This window comes from Endozoicomonas sp. SESOKO3 (genome assembly GCF_024606255.1).
Window position 1 is genome coordinate 1 of record NZ_JAHHPR010000446.1, and the last position, 15,048, is coordinate 15,048.

The following is a 15,048-nucleotide window of genomic DNA, read 5'->3' on the forward strand; positions in this document are numbered from 1 at the left end:
CCACCGGCCTTGAGACCATAGATTTTCACCGTTTTATCTTGACTGGCGGTCACCACATGGCGGCCATCGGCGCTGAAATTGGCTGATCTCACACAACACTCATGACAAATGATGGCTTCTGGTTCCCATGATCCACCGGCCTTATGACCATAAATTTTCACCGTACTATCGTCACTGGCAGTCATCACACGGCTGCCATCGGGACTGAAGGTGGCTGAGGAGACCCAGGCAGAATGAGGAATGACAGCCTTTGCTTCCCACGATCCATCGGCCTTCTGAACATAGATTTTCATCTTGGAGTCGTCACTGGCGGTCAGCACATGGGTGCTATCGGGACTAAAGGTGGCTAATCTGACAAAACTGTCATGGGGAATGGAGCCTTTCTCCAGCCATGATCCATCGTCCTCCTGACGATGGATTATCGCCTTGTCATCAGCACCGGCGCTTATCACATAGCGGCGATCAGCGCTGAAGCTGGCTGACATGACCGCAGCTTCATGGAAAATGGTGGCTTTTGGTGCCCAGGATCCATTGGCTTCCTGACCATAGATTCTCGCCGAGTGATCATCACTGGAGGTCACCACAAGAGCGCCACCGGGACTGAAGGTGGCTGAGTTGACCTTTTCACCATGAGTAATAGTCAATTTTGCTTCCCATGATCCATCGGCCCTGAGACCATAGATTCTCGCCCTGCCATCATCACTGGCGGTGACCAGATGACTGCCATCGGGACTGAAGGTGGCTGAGTTGATAAAGTCAGTGTGAACAATGTTAGTTTTTACCTCCCATGATCCACTGATGCCCTGACCAGAGATTTTCGCTATGTTATGACCGAAAACCGCAGTGTTGGTCACCACATGCCGACCATCGCCGCTGAATGAGGCTGATACAATCTGGCTACCATGAGAAATCTCGCCTTTTTCAACTAATTTAAATGTTTTACATTTAGACATCAGTTCACTCATGGTGAAACAGAAAATAGCTGGAAATGCATCACTCTCCCAGCGACCTGCAATTGACTCGATTAGCGTCTCATCATTCGTAAACTGCCCCAACCAGCCGCTGAGTTGGTTGTTGTCTTTGGTACTGATGACTGTCTTTAGTTGAGCCTGATGTGCTGAAGGAAACCGGTGATACCAAGCCTTCGCCAGAGCATCACCTTCTTGAATAGCATTGTAGAACTTGAAGCATGTCCGTTTTAAAAGGGCCACAGTTGGAAGATTCAAAGAGTCAATGACTTTATATTTGATTTCTAAGGGCAGTTCCTCCAGTAAAGATTCACACTGGTGAGATTCACTGATCTCCCTACCCATACCGATACCGGTTGGTGAATCTGATCGGGAAGACTTAGGTAACGTCGGGGGTGAATCAACACTCTTGGAGTTGTCGTTTATTTGCTTAATATCCGGTGTCATTTCTGTTTACTCCAAAGCGGGTATTTGTCCTGATTTTGAAATGCGATTCAAAAGATGAGGCAAATTGGACTCGGTTTTAGAGTAAAAGTTCATAACATGTCGAACAGTGGTTCAGACCATTTCAGCCATATTGTGAAACGGTCCTTAATCCGGGAGCTGAACAATGGCCGGTAGTATATGAAACACCACCAGGGAACCACAACAAAGCCTTTTGAAGTAGAAGCTGCCTGAAAGTCGGGCAGGTGCTAATATCAGCCGCAGCACTTCTTGTATTTTTTGCCACTGCCACAAACACAGGGATCATTACGGCCCGGTGTTTTTTCTACCACCTTGGTGGTGGGCAGGTTCTTCAGCAGTTCCAGGTCGGAGACATCTTCCTGCTTCTCTTCATCGACCTCAATGATGTAAAACCAGCCATTCTCTTCAAAGATGGCCGATAACTCCTGCTCACGCTCTTCATTCTGAACAACCACACTGGCAGGGTTTTTCTCAGTACCCAGTCTGGCTGTTTTCTTGCGCTCAAAACCCCGGTTGTGTTTATCCGCAAGGTTCATCAGACGGTTGCCTTCGGCATAAAGCATAGGTAGCCCACCATTCTTGATCGTAAATTCTGTATCCGCACCCGATAACCTCCAAGCACGAACAGCCAGTAAAACCGGCGTAATCTAATGGATTTGAGAGGATTTAGCCAGAAGTCTGATGATTTTTTAGTCAAATAACTCATTATCCGGCTTCCAGATTCCCGGGACTCACACCAGCGAGTCCTGATCGCTGACTCAAGAATGCTAAGGGCTAAGTAGAATTACTGAAATCAACTTTGAATACTTGACGCCCTCTTCTTTATATTTGATTATCCGCATATACAAATATTCAAACTTTTTCTTCAAATCATCAGCCAACCTTGTTGTTGTGAGGTCACCATGGCGGTAAAAGTAGGTATTAATGGTTTTGGTCGAATCGGTCGCCTGGTGTTGCGTGCTGCTTTTGACTGGCCAGAACTGGAGTTTGTCAGAATCAATGACGTAGCAGGCAGTGCCCCAACCCTGGCGCACCTTCTGGAGTTTGATTCTGTTCAGGGTCGCTGGTCGCGCACTGTCTCAGCCACTGACAACAGCATTACCGTTGATGGCAAGACGATCATCTGCAGTCAGATAAAAGAGATAGACGACCTGGACTGGTCCGATTGCGATGTGGTTATTGACGGCACCGGCGTACACAAGAAAACACCAATCCTGCAAAAATACCTCAACCAGGGCGTCAAACGGGTAGTTGTCACTGCTCCTGTAAAAGAAGAAGGTGTTCTTAATGCCGTTATAGGTGTCAACGACCACCTGTTCGATCCGGAAACACACCGGATTGTAACGGCTGCATCCTGTACCACCAACTGCCTGGCACCTGTCGTAAAGGTCATTCACGAAAATCTGGGTATTGTCCGTGGCAGCATGACGACGATTCACGACATCACCAACACCCAGACGATTCTGGATGCACCACACAAGGATCTTCGTCGTGCCAGAGCCTGCGGAATGTCCCTGATCCCAACCACTACCGGTTCCGCAACAGCCATTACTCATATTTTCCCGGAATTGAAGGGCAAGCTGAATGGCCATGCAGTTCGGGTGCCACTGGCCAACGCATCTCTGACCGATGTGGTGTTTGAAGTGGAAAGAGACACCAGCATTGAAGAAGTGAACCAGCTGCTGAAGTCCGCTGCAGAAAATGAGCTCGAAGGCATTCTCGGTTATGAGAACAAACCTCTGGTTTCCATCGATTATCTGGGCGATACCCGCTCCAGCATTGTGGATGCGCTCTCAACCATGGTGGTCAATAATCGAATGGTGAAGATCTATGCCTGGTATGACAATGAGATGGGTTATTCAGTAAGAACGGCTGAACTGGCCAGAAAAGTCGGGTTAGCCTGATTTGATGATGACACCACTGCTTTCTATCCTGTTTCTCTGCACGGGAAACTCGGCCCGTTCCCAGCTGGCAGAAGCCATCTTTCGCAATATGGCCGGTAATGACTTCAGAGTGTTCAGTGCTGGTACTCAGCCCCAGGGCATTGATGACAGGGTCTTTCAGACACTAAAAAAGCGGGGCATTCCTACTGACGGCCTGAAAAGCGAAAGTCTGGAGGATCTTGATGAACAGCAATTTGATTACGTCATCACCCTGTGTGATAACGCCAAGAATGAATGTGCTCACTATCCTCAATCAGATGCCCTGTTACACTGGGACCTGGCAGACCCCAGACAACAGGATGGGCTGACCCCGTTTGACAACACTGCTGACATTCTGGAGGGACAAATCAAACTGTTTCTACAGTTGAATACTCCCGGTGTTATCAAAAGCGACTCCAACCCGGATGAGTTTTTCAAGCTGCTTTCAGACAATACACGATTGCGTATTCTCATGCTGATTGAAGATGAGCATGAACTCTGCGTCAATGATCTGGTGGTCGCCCTTCAGGAAAGTCAGTCCAAGATTTCCCGCCATCTGGCACAGATGCGAACGTTAAAGATATTGAGCTCCCATCGTCGTGCCCAGAATATTTTCTATCGCCTCAATCCGGAGCTTCCGCCCTGGATGGAGCTGGTTCTGGCGGTAACAAGAACCGGCCAGCCGGACTTCATTAATCAGGAAAAGATCCGCCTGAAAGCACATGCTTCAAACAACAGTCTAAACAACATTTCAAACAACACTGCATCAGCAAATGCCGGGAAAATATGATACTGAAGAACCTGTCGTATGACCTCAGACAATATTTGCTGGTCACGTTCAATTACTGGAATTTTACCCTGACCGATGGCGCCCTCCGGATGCTGGTCGTACTGCATTTTTACAGTCTCGGCTATGAGTCTCTGGAAATTGCCATGCTGTTTCTGTTCTATGAGTTCTTTGGTGTCGTCACCAATCTGGTCGGTGGCTGGCTGGCTTCCAGACTGGGATTGAACCGAACCATGAACTTCGGTCTTGGCCTGCAGATTATTGCCTTATTGTTACTTACGGTACCTACCCAATGGCTGACCGTGCCACTGGTTATGTTTGCCCAGGCCCTGTCAGGTATTGCTAAAGACCTGAATAAAATGAGCGCCAAAACATCGATCAAAAAACTGGTCAGCAATGAACACCAGGGCAGGCTTTATCAGTGGATTGCCATCCTGACAGGATCAAAAAATGCTCTCAAAGGGGCTGGTTTCTTTTTAGGTGGTACGCTTTTGTCAATGATCGGCTTCAAAAATACGCTGTTTGCCATGGCGGCCGTTCTGGCCCTGGTTCTGATTATGAGTCTGATCTGGCTGAACCGGGATATGGGCAAGTCCAAAGCCAAAGCGAAATTTAGCCATATATTTTCTGACAACCGCGCCATTAATATCCTTTCAGCAGCCAGAATGTTTCTGTTTGGCTCCCGGGATGTCTGGTTTGTTATTGCCCTGCCCGTCTACCTATCCAGTGTCTTCGGATGGAGTCACTCTGAAACCGGTGGTTTTATGGCCCTCTGGGTGATGGGGTATGGTTTCGTGCAAGGGCTGGCACCACGGATTACCGGTCATGAAAGCGATTCCCCCCCCGGACGTACATCTGCCACTGTCTGGGCAGCAACACTGTTATTATCTGCACTGGCTGTTGCCTTTGGCATCCAATTGGAATGGTATCCTGAGCTGACCATTATCGCCGGACTGCTGGTGTTCGGAGCCATCTTTGCCATCAACTCCTCACTGCATTCTTACCTCATTGTCAGCTACGCCCGTGAGGATGGTGCGTCCATGGATGTGGGATTCTATTATATGGCCAATGCCATGGGTCGACTCATGGGTACCCTGTTATCAGGCTGGCTGTTTCAGGTGGGTGGACTGGCTGTCTGTCTTTGGGTATCTTGCCTGTTCATTGCCCTGACAACACTAATATCCCGGAGCCTGCCGAGGCTCCATCCCCACGCAACTTCCTCCCGATAACAATCATTAAGACACAGACTTAATCCATAAAAAAAGGTACAAATGTACCAATAAAAACCGCTGTTTTCGTCAGCATCCAGTTTGAAAAGGTCAAGAAAGTGTCAGAACCCATAAAAAAGGCTATTAAAAGTTCAATTACCACAATCCCTGTGCCATTATTTATTGTTTAATCATCATGACAGGGACTCTCCCCGTCTTTTCCGGGTCTAAGCCCTTTACTGGCAGGACTTTGACCAACCCATTGGAGAAAAATAGTGAAAAAAGTTCTCAAAGTGACCGCGTTGGCCGCTGTAGTTGCTCTTGCCGCAGGTTGTAAAGATGACACCCAACCCATTACCGAAGAAGTCAAGCTGGAATCCCCTGAACAGAAAGCCGCCTACGCTATGGGGGCTTCCCTGGGCAATTACGCTGATCAAACCCTCAAGCAGCAGGAAGAAATGGGTATCACCATTGACCGTGATCTGCTCAAAAAAGGATTCATGGAAGCCTTGAATGGCGAGAGCAAGCTGAACGATGACGAGATTCGCTCCGCCCTGCAGGGTCACGAAGAGCGTATCCGCCCGATCATCGAGAAGAAGGTTCAGGAACGCCTGGACGAAGACCGCAAGAAGGGTGAAGACTTCCTGAAAGAAAACGCTAAAAAAGAAGGTGTGAAAACCACTGATTCAGGCCTGCAGTACGAGGTGATTGAAGCCGGTGAAGAAGGCGCTGCAAAACCGGGCCTTGAAGACCAGGTCACTGTTCACTACACGGGTACCCTGATTGATGGCACCGTTTTCGACAGCAGTGTTGAGCGCGGGCAGCCAGCCACCTTCCCTCTGAACGGTGTGATCAAAGGCTGGCAGGAAGGTCTGCAACTGATGCCAGTTGGCTCCAAGTACAAACTGTATGTCCCTGCTGAACTGGGTTACGGTGATCAGGCTGCCGGGTCTATCCCACCCGCTTCTACCCTTATCTTCGAAGTTGAACTGCTGGATATCGCTGACGATGACGACAAAAACAGCAAGGGCAAAAACAGCAGCGATAAAAACAACAGTGACAAGAAATAAGTTCTGATTATTGTTTTCAGTGAGTCAAAAAGGCCGGAAATCTTCCGGCCTTTTTTTATGGTCGACCCACGGCCCTTCGACATCTTCAGTTCATGCAAAGATTGAGTACAGGTCGATATCAGACCAGAAACTCAAATGGCTCAGACTCCCGATCATCTATACTGGACCCCTGCTGAGAAAATTATCAATGCATTTTTGTTGAGGAACCGGAATGCGCTTTTCAGACGTGACTCTTGTGTTGACCCTTCTTCTGTTGGTAACCGGTAGTTATGGCTATGACTTATCCGACCCCACTCTTGTTGAGATTGACCGCCGTACCGGGCAAAAGCCTTATATCACCAGAGAATATTCTCCTGACTGGCTTCGTTCTTCACAAAGCCTTTCCGGACAATGGCTGTCCCTTGCCCGAAATTGTGTCATTTTTTTTAGGAGTCGGGATCAACAGATTGAGTTCATGAAAAGTCAGCTACCAGCTAGCGGCATGAACCCTGAAGATCCTGTGCTTTTCTCTGAAGCAGAATTATCAGCACTCAATGCAGGTATTCCGGACATGCCTGAACCGCCACCATTTGAAGAGACTTCTTCTGAAGAGGCTCCTTCTCTGGATAGTGACTCTCGTGGCAGCCCAGCTATCAGTATATCCGAACTGTTTGATCGAGCCGGTGGCATTGATGACATTCAGCAATTGTTTGCAGAACAAAAACTAACCCCTTCCAGGCTGGTTGAAAATATTTATGACTGGTACGACAAAAAGCTACCAGACAGCTTGAAGGATGTACTGATTGAGCGAAACAAAGATCTGGCAATGCAAATGGCTAAAGCCTCGGATGAGCGATGGCTAAAGTGTATTTCAGAATACCGGGGTGTTATTGAAGCGTGTAAAAAACAACGGATTATCCGTCAGCTGGAAGGTATTCCAATTGCCGTAAAATCAGAAATCAACGTTGCAAGCTATCACCCGACCGCTGGCATTGATCGTAAAAAAATGCCCTATCATTCGCCATTTTACACGGTGAATAAAGAGACTGAATCTGAAGTGGTTCGATTGTTAAAGAGTGAGGGTGTTATTATCCTGGGGATAACCAATCAACATATTTTCGGGCTTGGGGCAACGGGAGAAAATCCTCACTTTCCCAGGATCGCTAATCGTTTCAGTCCCTTTCATATCCCGGGTGGATCATCAAGTGGTAGTGCCCTTATGGTTGCGCTTGGCCTGTCACCATTAACGGTAGGTACTGATGGTGGCGGGTCCATCTCCATTCCTGCCTCATTAAATGGCTTGCCCGGTCTTAAACCCACCACAGACAAGATTTCCACCAAAAATTATGAAAATGCAGCGCCAGGTTTGACGGCCATTGGACTCATTGGTAGTCGTTTTAAAGACATCGCCCTCGGTTATCAGGTTTCAAGCGGACGCCTTCCCACCATCCAAGTGGCTGAAACTTTGAAGACGCTCAAAATAGGTCTTGATCCCGAGTGGCTTGAACATGCAGACAAAGAAGTTTCAGAGAAGACATTTGAGTGTCTTGACCGACTGGGTACCCAACTTAAAAAACTCCAAACTCGCAAAAACAGCCTCTTCGTCAGAATGCAATTTATGCCTGAAAACTTCAGAAAACGGCTCTGGGCGACCCATATGATCCTGTTTGGGCACCGGGAAGCGGAGGGGAAATTCAAATTTATGGGCATCGTTGACATGCCGAGTGAAACCGAAATGGCTTTGTTGATGGGCAAGGCGGTGTCTTATGAACAGCTCCAGCGAGCCAAACATAACCAGGAAGTGTTGGCAGATCACTTTGAAAAAAATATATTCTCAAAGGTTGATGTTGTTGTCATGCCAACGACGCTGACACCAGCAACAGCCAAATTGAATTACTGGCTGCAAAATACTGCTGGCGAGTTGAATTTATCCAATGCGTATCTTCTGGCATTTAATACTTCCCTGGCTAACCTGACAGGAGGCCCCAGAGTGACCATTCCCTGCGGCTTTAATCATGAAGGTCTGCCTTTTGGCCTTCAGGTAATGGGTGCTAAAGACAGCGAATATATCTTACTTGCACTTGGCAGTTTGCTTGAGCAGGAAATGGGTAGAGAACTGATGGAAAAGGCGGACAGCAACACCTTTGTGAAACGTTTTAGACCCCACGAAAAACCATCCCCTGATGCTGGTCTTCGCAGCGAGCTTTAAAGTCAGGATAAAAAATTTATCGCCATTGTGAACTGGCTGCCGCATTAAAAAATGAACGCTTCGGCTCCTCAACTGTCAAAACTTATATATACAATGCACTAAAGGAGTTCAAGGATGTTGAAGTGTTTTTTCTTGTCAAGGCAATGGGCTATATGGGCCTGGGGAGGACTTGCCGTGATGCTGACCTCAATCTTTATTGAAGTCAGCATGATGGTCAAGCTGAATGAATGGTATGGCGAGATGTGGGATATGATGCAGCTGGCCAAACCGGAATCCATTGACCGCTTCTGGGAGCTGATACTGGTATTCTGCACCATTGCTTTTCCTTTTGTGTTACTGAGAAGCCTCTCCAACTTCCTTTCACAGCACTTTTGCTTTCGCTGGCGGCAAGCCATGACCCTGACTTACCTGCCCTTCTGGCAGAAAATAGATCGTGATATTGAAGGTGCCTCCCAACGCTTACAGGAAGACCCTCAGCGTTTTGCCAGAGTCACCGAACTACTTGCCCTGGGGCTGTTTCGCTCCATTCTGACCTTGATCGCTTTTATTCCTATTCTCTGGACACTCAGTGAAGAGATATGCGACAAGCTGGCGAACTGGCTCAGCAGCCCGGCATTTATGGAGAACTATGATAAAATTCCGCTATCACTGAAAGGCATGGAAATCATGAGTCAGATGCCGGGCTCCCTGCTCTGGTTTTCCTGTCTGTTGTCTTTCAGTGCCATCATCATCTCCTATTATGTGGGTATCCGCTTGCCTGGACTTGAATACAACAACCAGAAAGTCGAAGCCAGATTCAGAAAACAGCTGGTTTATGCCGAAGACGATAAAACCTACGCCGACACACCCACGCTGCTGGAGCTCTTTACCGGACTGCGTTTTAACTACTTTCGACTGTTCCTCAACCACTCCTATTTCGCCCTCTGGCAGAACTTCTTCTTTCAGTTTGTAGTGATTGCCGACCTGATGGTCATTGGTCCGGGTGTTATTTACGGCATCATCTTAATGGGGACTTTAAACAGAGTGTCCCATGCATTCAGCAGTGTTTCAGACAGCCTTTCCTACTTCACTGAAAACTGGGCAACCGTCACTGAGTTGTTATCCATTATTAAACGACTCAGAGAGTTTGAAGTGAATATCGGTTATCGTTCTGAATCAGGGTCGTCCTAGCTGTCGAAAATTCAATACAAATCTTAACTCTGTGCTCGCGTTGCTCTGGCTTCTGCATCCATGCGCAGCGAATTGGTCGGCCTCCTGGACCTTTCCGGATCGTTTAGTATCCTTAACAACTAAAGCATCAGCCACCCTTCAGAAAGCAAATCTATTACGGACTTAATAATATGAAAATTAATATAATCAGACATTTATTAATTCTTCTAATTATTTTTTTTATTTCAAATGAGGTATCTGCTCAATCAGTTTGCCCTATTTGTCTTGAAATATTGCACTATGAGGATAAAAGTATTTCTTTATGCTGTCAGCATGCATTTCATGAGCATTGTATTTTACGTTGGAATAAAAGAGAAAAAAAAAACACATGCCCAATATGCAGAAAGGAACTAATCTACCATCACGATTTGCATATTTTAAAAGCTCATGACTTATGCGGAAAAGTTCCTTACATTAAAATTGAAATCACACCCCACCTTTGCTCTTTTTCTGAACTTTACTCTGTCAGATCGAGAGTAGATGAGGTTTTATCTGTAATCTTAAAACAAGAAATTGATATGAGATTGGAAAAAGAAATTGAACGCTTAAGATTGAAGATCATTAATTTACATCTTGTTGACGATGATGACGATGACGATGACTTGTGAAAGCATTACAGTCGTTCTGTGCTATCAAGCTGATTGAAACCGGAATGCTGACCTGCCGTGTTGACGTGTCTGATCCGTCCGTGGACGTATGAAGAAGTCATGCACGATGACTTTCTTCCAAAGGATCCGCCGCACTAAGAGGCTGACCGAGAATAGCGCCCGTCCAGGCGACCAACAACTCTTCACTGCTGAGCAACAACGCCCTTTTCTATTCGCTGACTCAGATCAGCCAGCAAATAGCTGAAGCTTTCAACCCATTGCTCAGGACTGCTTCCTTTTGGGAGATTTCTGGTTAACCTGACGGTGCGAGATTCAACACTTGCCTGTTTTTTAAGAAAGGTAAAACTGGCATCCAGCTCCAGATTGTTGCCAGACCAGGCCAGATTACTGATATCGACAGCCACTGTGATCTCAGGTGCCTGACTCCTCAACCAGGGGCCGGATTGAACATCAGAACGGGGGAACAATGCTTTCAGATTCTGAGTCAAAGTACGAGTTATTGCATCCTGTAGAGGTTCACCCCAGCGTTGATTATCGTAGCGGATAAGCTTATACCCACCGTCGTTTACAATCAGACTGGATCGATCCATCCAGCCTGGAATCCTGACCGGAGCCACACCAATTGATGGCACTGAACTGTGATCGGGTTTATCTTCGACCGCAGGTTTCAGGGTGAAGTACTGAAAAGGCGTGACACGACTCGCACAGGCCGACAAAAGAAGAACGGCAAGCAGAGGCAAGAACCATTTAACGTTATTCTTCATGACATTACTCACCTGTATCTCTGCCCAACAGCACTGAACCCGGCTGTTCTTCCAACAACTCTGCCAACTCCCTGACAGCATCCGCCGAGCGACTGATGTCTTTACTGCTGCGATCCAGCTGATACATCAGTGGCGAGTCAGGCGCCATGGTATCACTCAGTTCCACCGTCGTTTGCTCCACCGTTTTTAGCGTAGCTTCTACTGTCGACAATACCTCGTTCACCTTGCCAAGCGTTTTTGGCAGTTCTTTTTCAATAGCCTGAGACATCTGGTTCATGCTCTCAGCCATAGGGACAAATTCATCCCTGATGTCTGACATACTTTTGGCCATACCCTCTGACATGGCCCCAAACTGAACAAAAGCCTTATTGAGGTTCGCTGGCATCTGCTGAAATGCCTGACTGCCACTGATGGTATTCAGGTTGTGAGCAATGCTTTTCAGATCAGTGATCAGCGCAGGTAGATTCATTTTGTCCAGATCCTGGGTAATGGTTTCAAAATCTGTGGGCACCGTCGGGAGCTGTGGATATTGGGTAGAGACAGGAATCGTTCGAGAGCTGGCTTTATAGAAGTCCACTTCAATGTACAACAACCCTGTCAGAAGACTCTGGGTTTTCAGCTTGGCGGCCAGCCCCCGGGCCACCAGCTGTTTCACGATATCTTCAGGAATTTTTCCTCCCTTACCGATCACCATGTCCGGATAAATATCGATAAACACCGTGTTTAATAACTCTTCCTTGTCAACATACAGCTGGGTGCGAATCTCTGTGACTTCTCCAATTTTGACCCCCCGCAGCGTAACAGGAGCACCAATATTCAGACCCATAACACTACTGTCGTAGATCAGCTCATAACGCTCTTTGCTGTGACTGGAATAACTGCCTTGACCAACAAACATGGCAAGACCCAATGCCATTAAGATCATGGCGATCACGAACAGGCCAGCAAAAATGGAGTACCTTTTTTTATTCATCGTCCTCTTTCCCCGTAAGTCGGTTGAAGACTCTCTCCGGAAGCCCGTTGAAGACTCCGCCCACGGGACAAAAATTCCCTGACCAGGGGCTGAGAGCTGTGTTTCAGCATATGGGACGGAGCCCCGGTATCCAGCTGTGTTTTAGTTTGCGCATCGAGAAATACGCCATTGGAGCCTATGGCAAAAATACTTTCCAGCTCATGGGTGACAATCACAATCGTCACCCCCAGTGACTGACTGAGCCGAAGAATCAGATCGTCCAGGCGTCTGGCGCTCAATGGATCAAGGCCGGCTGATGGCTCATCAAAAAACAGCACATCAGGGTCCAGAGCCATAGCCCTGGCCAGACCGGCACGCTTGGCCATACCTCCACTGATTTGCGATGGAAAATAGTTTTCGTAGCCCGCCAACCCGACCAGAGCCAATTTGTAACCCACCAGATCGACTATCTCTGCCGGTTTCATCCGGGTATATTGTGTGAGAGGAAAACCAACGTTTTCTGCCAGAGTCATGGCACTGAACAGGGCACCACTCTGATAAGTGACTCCCCATCGTTTTCGCATTTCCAACTGTTGCTGCTCTGTAGCAGAAAAGTAGTCAAGCCCCTCATAGGCAATAGTTCCAGCGGCTGGCTGATACAGTCCGATCATATGCTTGAGCAAAGTGCTTTTACCACAACCGCTGCCACCCATAATCACAAATACATCGCCTTTGTGAACTTTGAAGGTCAGGTCCTGCTGGATAAGGTTGCTGCCGTATTTCATAGTCAGCTGGCAGACTTCGATCGCAGCTCCTGTTTCAGAGCTGGTTTTGGCCATTGCTTCGGGATCTGGCGTGTCCATTATCAAATACCCAGCCGGAAATAGAGAATATTCAAACCTGCATCCGCTACCACCAGATAGACAATGGCAGTGACCACAGCCGTAGTGGTTGCCTTACCCACTGCTGCAGAAGAACGGCCACAGGCCAGCCCGGCCTGACACCCGGCAAAACTGATCAAAATAGCGAACACCAGACTTTTAAATAAGCCGGTCATCACATCGGCCATGACAAAAGCACCGGAAAGCTGGTGAAAATACTGAGTGAAGGTAATGTCCATGCCCAAAGCCACTACTGAGCCTCCCAGCATGCCCAATACATCGCTATAAAGCGTCAACAATGGCATGGCCACAATAAGAGCCAGCATTCTGGGAAGCACCAGATATTCTACGGTCTTAATGCCCAGCGTGGTAAGCGCATCGACTTCTTCATTGACCTGCATGGTACCCAGCTGCGCGGCATAGGCAGCTCCTGTCCGCCCCGCCATGATAATAGCCGTCATCAAAGCTCCCATTTCACGAACCATACCTAAACCAACAAGATCAGCAACGTAGACTTCAGCTCCAAACTGACGTAACTGAACTGTCCCCAGGTAAGCCAGAATCATGCCCACCAGAAAGCTCAGCAACGTCACGATGGGAAGTGCCACTGGCCCGGCCTGATGCAAAAACTGAAAAAAGTCACCACGCCGGACATCACTGCGCATCCTGAACATTCTTAGCATTCCGAGCGAGATATCTCCCAGAAAAAGCACAAAATCTTCCAGCCACTGAAACACCCCTTTCGCCAGAGACTCCAGCGACTTCAATGAAAAGAAGGCTTTTTTAGTCGAAAAGTTTTGCAAAGGAACTGCGATGGCCAACTGATGTAGGTTCAGGGCATCTTCCGGCAACCCGGAGAGCAACAGCTTTATATTATTACTGTCACAGTGTCGTTGAAGCTTGAGCAACCAGGCGGAAAACCCGGAATCCCACCGAAAGGAAGCGTCGGTCTGTAGATCGAGCGTCTTAAGGTCGCCCGGAACCATCTCAGGGATTATCTGCGCAGCATCAGGTAATCCCTGATATCGGTCCCAACTACCGGAGAGGCTGGCACTCATGTGTTCTGGATTAACTTTATACGCTATCTTGAAACTGGGTGATGCCATCGAGCCTGAAAGCACTGAAGAAATAAGCCACAAGCATATAGACAAAAATGCAGCGGGTAAATGTTCCCGTGGCAGACTTTACTCTGCTTCCAAAGCTACCCATGAATAAGGATTTGTGCCGGGAGGTGTGTCTGCGGTGGTCAGGATCATTCCATAAGCAACCAACAGATTCGTTGCATAAAGCCATTGCCACGCAACTGACCCAATGAAGGTTGTTTTCACCTCGCAACTGAAAGGTCTTTGTCGTTTATAATAAGTTGGTAAATCAAGTTCTGCATAAAATCCCGCTTTTACGACACCCTCTCTTCGTCGGGAAGTCGGGAAGATGGTCAAGCAGGCCATCAAGCTGCTACATAAACAGCTTGACGATGCTCTCCTGAAGCCTGTCAATTTCAGCGGAGGAAATCGGAGCTACAAAAATAGTGTCGTCGCCCGCTACACAGCCCAGGATACCATCGGAGCGGCCGACGGAATCCAACAGCCGTGCAATCATCTGGGCTGCCCCCGGACTGGTTTTGATCACAATCAACATACCGTTGTTGGCTACGTCTTCCACCAGATCCCTGACCGCGATATTGGAATCCATTCTCCCCAGTTCAGGGGGTAGACAATACACTTGTTCATTACGGGCATTGCGAACACGAACAGCACCGTGACGACATAGTAGCCGGGAAACTTTTGATTGACTGATGTTTTCAAAACCCTGACTCTGAAGCTGCTCGACAATTTGGCTTTGGGATCCGCAACGCTCTTCTTTTAGCAACTGCCTGAAAGCCTTAATGAGTTCTTCCTGTTTTTGACTGGCCATAATCTTTGTTGATTACTCCTGAAATCCCAGACAGTAGTGACCAGAACCCTGGCCTCCTCTAGGAGCCTGACCGAGAATGGCGCCCGTAGCGAGGACGGCAGAAAATTGAGGA

15 protein-coding genes are annotated in these 15,048 nt (G+C 47.8%); 7 read left to right on the plus strand and 8 right to left on the minus strand.

Features of this window, described 5'->3' with window-relative positions; translation table 11 throughout:
- Both KDK18_RS07605 and KDK18_RS07610 read right to left on the minus strand, forming a co-directional pair.
- A partial coding sequence (locus KDK18_RS07605) for a WD40 repeat domain-containing protein (protein ID WP_257254296.1) occupies positions 1-1,415 on the minus strand: 1,415 nt, incomplete at its 3' end.
- A 251-nt stretch (positions 1,416-1,666) separates the two neighbouring features.
- A complete protein-coding gene (locus KDK18_RS07610) occupies positions 1,667-1,996 on the minus strand; it encodes a PBPRA1643 family SWIM/SEC-C metal-binding motif protein (protein ID WP_257254297.1) in 330 nt (109 codons plus the stop codon).
- A gap of 339 nt (positions 1,997-2,335) precedes the next feature.
- On the opposite strand from KDK18_RS07610, the gene KDK18_RS07615 reads away from it, so the two are divergent.
- The 7 genes from KDK18_RS07615 to KDK18_RS07645 all read left to right on the plus strand — a co-directional run bounded on the left by KDK18_RS07615 (position 2,336) and on the right by KDK18_RS07645 (position 10,425).
- Positions 2,336-3,337, plus strand: coding sequence for an ArsJ-associated glyceraldehyde-3-phosphate dehydrogenase (locus KDK18_RS07615; protein WP_257254298.1), 1,002 nt, complete (start codon positions 2,336-2,338; stop codon positions 3,335-3,337).
- Between the two features lie 4 nt (positions 3,338-3,341).
- The gene (locus tag KDK18_RS07620; protein WP_257254299.1) at positions 3,342-4,145 is read left to right on the plus strand and encodes a metalloregulator ArsR/SmtB family transcription factor; all 804 of its coding nucleotides are present in this window, start codon (positions 3,342-3,344) and stop codon (positions 4,143-4,145) included.
- A complete protein-coding gene (gene arsJ / locus KDK18_RS07625; protein ID WP_257254300.1) occupies positions 4,142-5,371 on the plus strand; it encodes an organoarsenical effux MFS transporter ArsJ in 1,230 nt (409 codons plus the stop codon). Before KDK18_RS07620 ends, arsJ begins: the two co-directional genes overlap by 4 nt.
- 254 nt (positions 5,372-5,625) lie before the next feature.
- Entirely contained in the window at positions 5,626-6,420 is a 795-nt protein-coding gene (fkpA, locus tag KDK18_RS07630) for an FKBP-type peptidyl-prolyl cis-trans isomerase (RefSeq protein ID WP_257254301.1), read from the plus strand.
- Between the two features lie 211 nt (positions 6,421-6,631).
- A complete protein-coding gene (locus tag KDK18_RS07635) occupies positions 6,632-8,608 on the plus strand; it encodes an amidase (protein WP_257254302.1) in 1,977 nt (658 codons plus the stop codon).
- A 114-nt stretch (positions 8,609-8,722) separates the two neighbouring features.
- Complete coding sequence (locus KDK18_RS07640; protein ID WP_257254303.1) at positions 8,723-9,778, plus strand: putative transporter; 1,056 nt, start codon at positions 8,723-8,725, stop codon at positions 9,776-9,778.
- 170 nt (positions 9,779-9,948) lie between these two features.
- The gene (locus tag KDK18_RS07645) at positions 9,949-10,425 is read left to right on the plus strand and encodes an RING finger domain-containing protein (protein ID WP_257254305.1); all 477 of its coding nucleotides are present in this window, start codon (positions 9,949-9,951) and stop codon (positions 10,423-10,425) included.
- Between the two features lie 182 nt (positions 10,426-10,607).
- Here the strand turns inward: KDK18_RS07645 and KDK18_RS07650 are convergent, their stop codons facing one another.
- The 6 genes from KDK18_RS07650 to argR form a co-directional block, all read right to left on the minus strand.
- Positions 10,608-11,189 carry a membrane integrity-associated transporter subunit PqiC gene (locus KDK18_RS07650; RefSeq protein WP_257254306.1) on the minus strand — a complete coding sequence of 194 codons (582 nt, stop codon included), beginning with the start codon at positions 11,187-11,189 and terminating at the stop codon, positions 10,608-10,610.
- Between the two features lie 4 nt (positions 11,190-11,193).
- A complete protein-coding gene (locus tag KDK18_RS07655) occupies positions 11,194-12,162 on the minus strand; it encodes an MlaD family protein (protein ID WP_257254309.1) in 969 nt (322 codons plus the stop codon).
- Positions 12,159-13,004 (minus strand): ABC transporter ATP-binding protein, encoded by an 846-nt coding sequence (locus KDK18_RS07660; RefSeq protein WP_257254310.1) that lies wholly within the window; start codon positions 13,002-13,004, stop codon positions 12,159-12,161. Before KDK18_RS07660 ends, KDK18_RS07655 begins: the two co-directional genes overlap by 4 nt.
- Before the next feature lie 2 nt (positions 13,005-13,006).
- Entirely contained in the window at positions 13,007-14,128 is a 1,122-nt protein-coding gene (locus tag KDK18_RS07665) for an ABC transporter permease (protein ID WP_257254311.1), read from the minus strand.
- A 78-nt stretch (positions 14,129-14,206) separates the two neighbouring features.
- Complete coding sequence (locus KDK18_RS07670) at positions 14,207-14,470, minus strand: hypothetical protein (RefSeq protein WP_257254312.1); 264 nt, start codon at positions 14,468-14,470, stop codon at positions 14,207-14,209.
- 7 nt (positions 14,471-14,477) lie between these two features.
- On the minus strand, positions 14,478-14,936 hold the full coding sequence (gene argR / locus KDK18_RS07675; RefSeq protein ID WP_257254314.1) for a transcriptional regulator ArgR: 459 nt from the start codon (positions 14,934-14,936) through the stop codon (positions 14,478-14,480).
- Positions 14,937-15,048: the final 112 nt, after the last annotated feature.

Bases quoted from the DNA above. Each gene is read 5' to 3' on its own strand.
- arsJ (WP_257254300.1), top strand. From the start codon at position 4,142: ATGATACTGAAGAACCTGTCGTATGACCTCAGACAATATTTGCTGGTC.
- KDK18_RS07665 (WP_257254311.1), bottom strand. From the start codon at position 14,128: ATGGCATCACCCAGTTTCAAGATAGCGTATAAAGTTAATCCAGAACAC.
- KDK18_RS07660 (WP_257254310.1), bottom strand. From the start codon at position 13,004: ATGGACACGCCAGATCCCGAAGCAATGGCCAAAACCAGCTCTGAAACA.
- KDK18_RS07645 (WP_257254305.1), top strand. From the start codon at position 9,949: ATGAAAATTAATATAATCAGACATTTATTAATTCTTCTAATTATTTTT.
- KDK18_RS07655 (WP_257254309.1), bottom strand. From the start codon at position 12,162: ATGAATAAAAAAAGGTACTCCATTTTTGCTGGCCTGTTCGTGATCGCC.
- KDK18_RS07650 (WP_257254306.1), bottom strand. From the start codon at position 11,189: ATGAAGAATAACGTTAAATGGTTCTTGCCTCTGCTTGCCGTTCTTCTT.
- KDK18_RS07635 (WP_257254302.1), top strand. From the start codon at position 6,632: ATGCGCTTTTCAGACGTGACTCTTGTGTTGACCCTTCTTCTGTTGGTA.
- KDK18_RS07615 (WP_257254298.1), top strand. From the start codon at position 2,336: ATGGCGGTAAAAGTAGGTATTAATGGTTTTGGTCGAATCGGTCGCCTG.
- KDK18_RS07610 (WP_257254297.1), bottom strand. From the start codon at position 1,996: ATGCTTTATGCCGAAGGCAACCGTCTGATGAACCTTGCGGATAAACAC.
- KDK18_RS07620 (WP_257254299.1), top strand. From the start codon at position 3,342: ATGATGACACCACTGCTTTCTATCCTGTTTCTCTGCACGGGAAACTCG.
- KDK18_RS07640 (WP_257254303.1), top strand. From the start codon at position 8,723: ATGTTGAAGTGTTTTTTCTTGTCAAGGCAATGGGCTATATGGGCCTGG.
- argR (WP_257254314.1), bottom strand. From the start codon at position 14,936: ATGGCCAGTCAAAAACAGGAAGAACTCATTAAGGCTTTCAGGCAGTTG.
- KDK18_RS07670 (WP_257254312.1), bottom strand. From the start codon at position 14,470: ATGGCCTGCTTGACCATCTTCCCGACTTCCCGACGAAGAGAGGGTGTC.